Origin of the sequence: Enterobacter cloacae complex sp. GF14B (assembly GCF_004136805.1) — a bacterium.
In the GTDB taxonomy this organism is placed as follows: domain Bacteria; phylum Pseudomonadota; class Gammaproteobacteria; order Enterobacterales; family Enterobacteriaceae; genus Enterobacter; species Enterobacter hormaechei_C.
On the sequence record NZ_QFRV01000158.1, the window covers coordinates 1 to 4,013 of the forward strand.

The window sequence follows — 4,013 nt, forward strand, 5'->3', positions numbered from 1 at the left end:
GTGCTGGCGGGTGAGGCGAAGCGCTTCACCGGCGCGGATATGAGTACCAAACTCAAGTTGCTGGGCGTGGATGTGGCGTCGTTTGGCGATGCTCACGGGCGCACGCCGGGCGCGCTGAGCTACCAGTGGACGCACGGGCCGCAGCAAATCTACAAAAAGATTGTGGTCAGCCACGACAGCAAAACCCTGCTGGGTGGCGTGCTGGTGGGCGATGCCAGCGAATACGCCACGCTGGTGCAGATGATGCTCAACGGCATCAGCCTGCCAAAAGAACCGGAAACGCTGATCTTACCCGTATCGTCAGGCAGCGCGCCGAAAGCGCTGGGCGTGGCGGCGCTGCCGGAAAGCGCGCAGATCTGTTCGTGTCATAACGTCAGCAAAGGGGATATCTGCCAGGCGGTAAGCGCGGGTGCGACGGATATCGGCGCCATTAAGCAGTGCACCAAAGCGGCGACCGGCTGCGGAGGCTGTAGCGCGCTGGTGAAGCAGGTGATGGAGTTCCAGCTTGCAGAGCAGGGCGTGGAGGTGAAGAAAGATATCTGCGAACACTTCCCGTACTCGCGTCAGGAGATTTACCACCTGGTGCGCGTCAACCATATCCGCACCTTCGACCAGCTTATCAGCCGCTACGGTCAGGGGCACGGGTGCGAGATCTGTAAGCCGCTGGTGGGATCGGTATTGGCTTCCTGCTGGAACGAGTATCTGCTGAAACCGGCGCATCTGCCGTTGCAGGACACCAACGACCGCTTTTTCGCCAATATTCAGAAGGACGGAACGTACTCCATCGTCCCGCGGATGCCTGCGGGTGAAGTGACCGCCGACGGGCTGATCGCCATCGGCCAGATCGCGAAACGCTATAGCCTTTACAGCAAAATTACCGGCGGGCAGCGTATTGACCTGTTTGGCGCCACGCTCGAACAGTTGCCGGGAATCTGGCAGGCGCTGGTGGAGGCCGGGTTTGAGACCGGACATGCCTACGGGAAATCTCTGCGCACGGTGAAATCCTGCGTCGGGTCGACCTGGTGCCGCTACGGCGTGCAGGATTCCACCGGCCTCGCGGTCAGGCTGGAGCACCGCTACAAGGGCCTGCGCGCGCCGCACAAAATCAAAATGGCGGTCTCCGGCTGTACCCGTGAGTGCGCAGAGGCGCAGAGCAAAGACGTGGGGGTGATTGCCACGGACAAAGGCTGGAACCTCTATCTGTGCGGCAACGGCGGGATGAAGCCGCGCCACGCGGACCTCTTCGCCAGCGATCTGGACGACGAAACGCTGATCCGCACCGTTGACCGTTTCCTGATGTTCTACATTCGCACGGCAGATCGTCTGCAACGTACCAGTACCTGGATGGATAACCTGGAAGGCGGCCTCGACTATCTGCGCGAGGTGATCCTCAACGACAGCCTGGGGATCGCCCACGAGCTGGAGCAGGAGATGGCTCGGGTGGTGGAAACTTACCAGTGCGAATGGCAAACCACCCTTAACGATCCTGACCGCCTGGCGCTGTTCCGCACTGCGGTGAATGTCCCCGCCGCGGAGGAGAACAAGCGCTGGCAGGAAATTTGTAATATCGATGAGATCCCGGAGCAGGCGGGCATCGGTGCGCATCTTGGGCGCAAACCGATCGCGCTGTTCCGCTTTGGCAAAAACGTTTATGCCCTCGACGATCGGGAGCCGGGTAGCCGCGCGAACGTGCTTTCACGCGGCATCCTCGGCGATGCGGCGGGGGAACCGGTGGTGATCTCGCCGCTCTACAAGCAACGTATTCGTCTGCGCGACGGCTGTCAGGTGGAGAATGGCGAACCCGTGGTGCGCGCCTGGCCGGTAAAAATTGAAAACGGCAAGGTATGGGTTGGAAATGAAGAGCTGGTGATGCGTGCGGAGGCCTCATGACCGAAACCCGGACAACGTGCCCTTACTGCGGGGTGGGCTGCGGCGTGGTCGCCAGCGCAGACGGTGAAAAGGTGAGCATTCGGGGGGATGAAACTCATCCGGCGAATTTCGGTCGTCTGTGTGTAAAAGGATCTGCCCTCGGGGAAACCACGGGGTTGCAGGGACGCCTGCTGCGCCCGGTGGTCGATGGCCGGGAGGTGGCATGGCCGCAGGCGCTGGGCGAAGCGGGCGAGCGGCTACGGAACATCATCAACGAATGGGGGCCGCAGGCGGTGGCGTTTTATGCCTCCGGCCAGCTGTTGACCGAGGATTACTATGCCGCCAACAAGCTGATGAAAGGCTTTATCGGGGCGGCGAACATTGATACCAACTCGCGGCTGTGCATGTCATCGGCGGTGGTGGGCTACAAACGCGCCTTCGGTGAAGACGTGGTGCCGTGCAGCTACGAGGACGTGGAAAACAGCGATCTGGTGGTACTCGTTGGCTCAAACGCGGCCTGGACGCATCCGGTGCTGTATCAGCGGCTGGTGCAGGCAAAGCACAACAATCCGCAGATGAAAGTGGTCGTGATCGATCCGCGTAAAACCGCCACCTGCGATATAGCCGATCTCCACCTCGCGCTCAGACCCGGCAGCGACGCCGGGCTGTTTGTGGGGTTGCTCAATCTGATTCAGGGGCGGGGCGAGTGGCCGATCCCTCGCGTGGCGGCGTTTTGCGATCTGCCTTCAGACGAGATTGGCACCTTCTACGACTGGTTTATCACCGCGCCACGCGCGATCACGCTCTACACCATGGGGATCAACCAGTCCTCCACCGGCAGCGACAAGTGTAACGCCATCATTAACGTGCATCTTGCCAGCGGGAAGTTCAACCGTCCTGGCTGCGGCCCGTTTTCGCTGACCGGTCAGCCAAATGCCATGGGCGGGCGGGAAGTGGGCGGGCTGGCGAATCAGCTGGCGGCGCACATGAACTTCGAGCCGGACGATCTTTCGCGCGTGGCGCGTTTCTGGGGAACGGAACGGCTGGCGCAGACCCCGGGCCTGATGGCGGTGGAATTGTTTGACGCCATTGCGCGCGGCGAGGTGAAGGCGGTGTGGATCATGGGCACCAACCCTGCCGTGTCGCTTCCCGACAGCCACGCGGTGTGTCAGGCTCTGGCAGCCTGCCCGCTGGTCATGGTATCTGAGGTGATGCAGGAGACGGACACCAGCCGGTTTGCCCATATCCGTTTTCCCGCCCTGGGCTGGGGCGAGAAAAACGGCACGGTGACCAATTCTGAACGCCGTATCTCCCGCCAGCGCGCGTTTCTGCCTGCGCCGGGCGAGGCCAGACCGGACTGGTGGATAATCGCCCGGATGGCAGACCAGCTCGGTTATGGCGATGCCTTCGCCTGGGAACACCCTCAGGAGATATTTTGTGAACATGCGGCGCTGACGGCGTTTGAAAATAACGGCGAACGGGCGCTAAACCTGCGCGAACTGGCGTCGCTGTCGCGAGAGGCGTGGGACGCGCTGGCGCCTTATCAGTGGCATGCCGGTGATTTCCCGCAAAGAAATCTTGTACCGGTTGATCCTTCCTCGCATGGGGCAGGCGTCGACGAATTGTACCCCTTGATACTAAATACCGGGCGGATCCGCGATCAGTGGCACACCATGACGCGCACGGGGTATGTTCCGCGCCTGATGCAGCATATTGATGAGCCTTTTGTTGAGATGAACGCAACCGATGCGGCGCGCGCTGGGCTGACTGACGGCCAGCTGGCGCGGGTAAGCTCACCGCGCGGAGTGATGGTTGCCAGAGTACGTATCTCCACCGCGCAGCGTGCGGGCGAGCTGTTTGCGCCGATGCACTGGAACGCGCAATTTGCACGGCAGGGGAAGGTCAATGCGTTGGTAGAAGGGCGGATTGATGCCGGTTCCGGCCAGCCGGAGAGTAAACAAACCGCGGTGAGGATCATGCCCTGGCTACCGGCCTGGCAGGGTGAACTGTATGCCCGCGAGCTGCCAGCGCTGCCGCCGTCGGTCTGCTGGTGGCGTAAAGCCTCACGTCTGACGGTGGCGGGGGAGCAGCCGTTGCTGTCGTGGGTCAGGGCGTACGCCAGCGGTCGGGGCTGGCAGTTACAG

The 4,013-nt window shown here is 61.8% G+C and carries 2 protein-coding genes; both read left to right on the plus strand.

The features are described from left to right. A partial coding sequence (gene nirB / locus DD606_RS23940; RefSeq protein WP_129259311.1) for a nitrite reductase large subunit NirB occupies positions 1-1,890 on the plus strand: 1,890 nt, incomplete at its 5' end. Then, the coding region (locus DD606_RS23945; protein ID WP_139158349.1) for a molybdopterin oxidoreductase family protein at positions 1,887-4,013 on the plus strand (2,127 nt) is incomplete at its 3' end. The genes nirB and DD606_RS23945, both read left to right, overlap by 4 nt.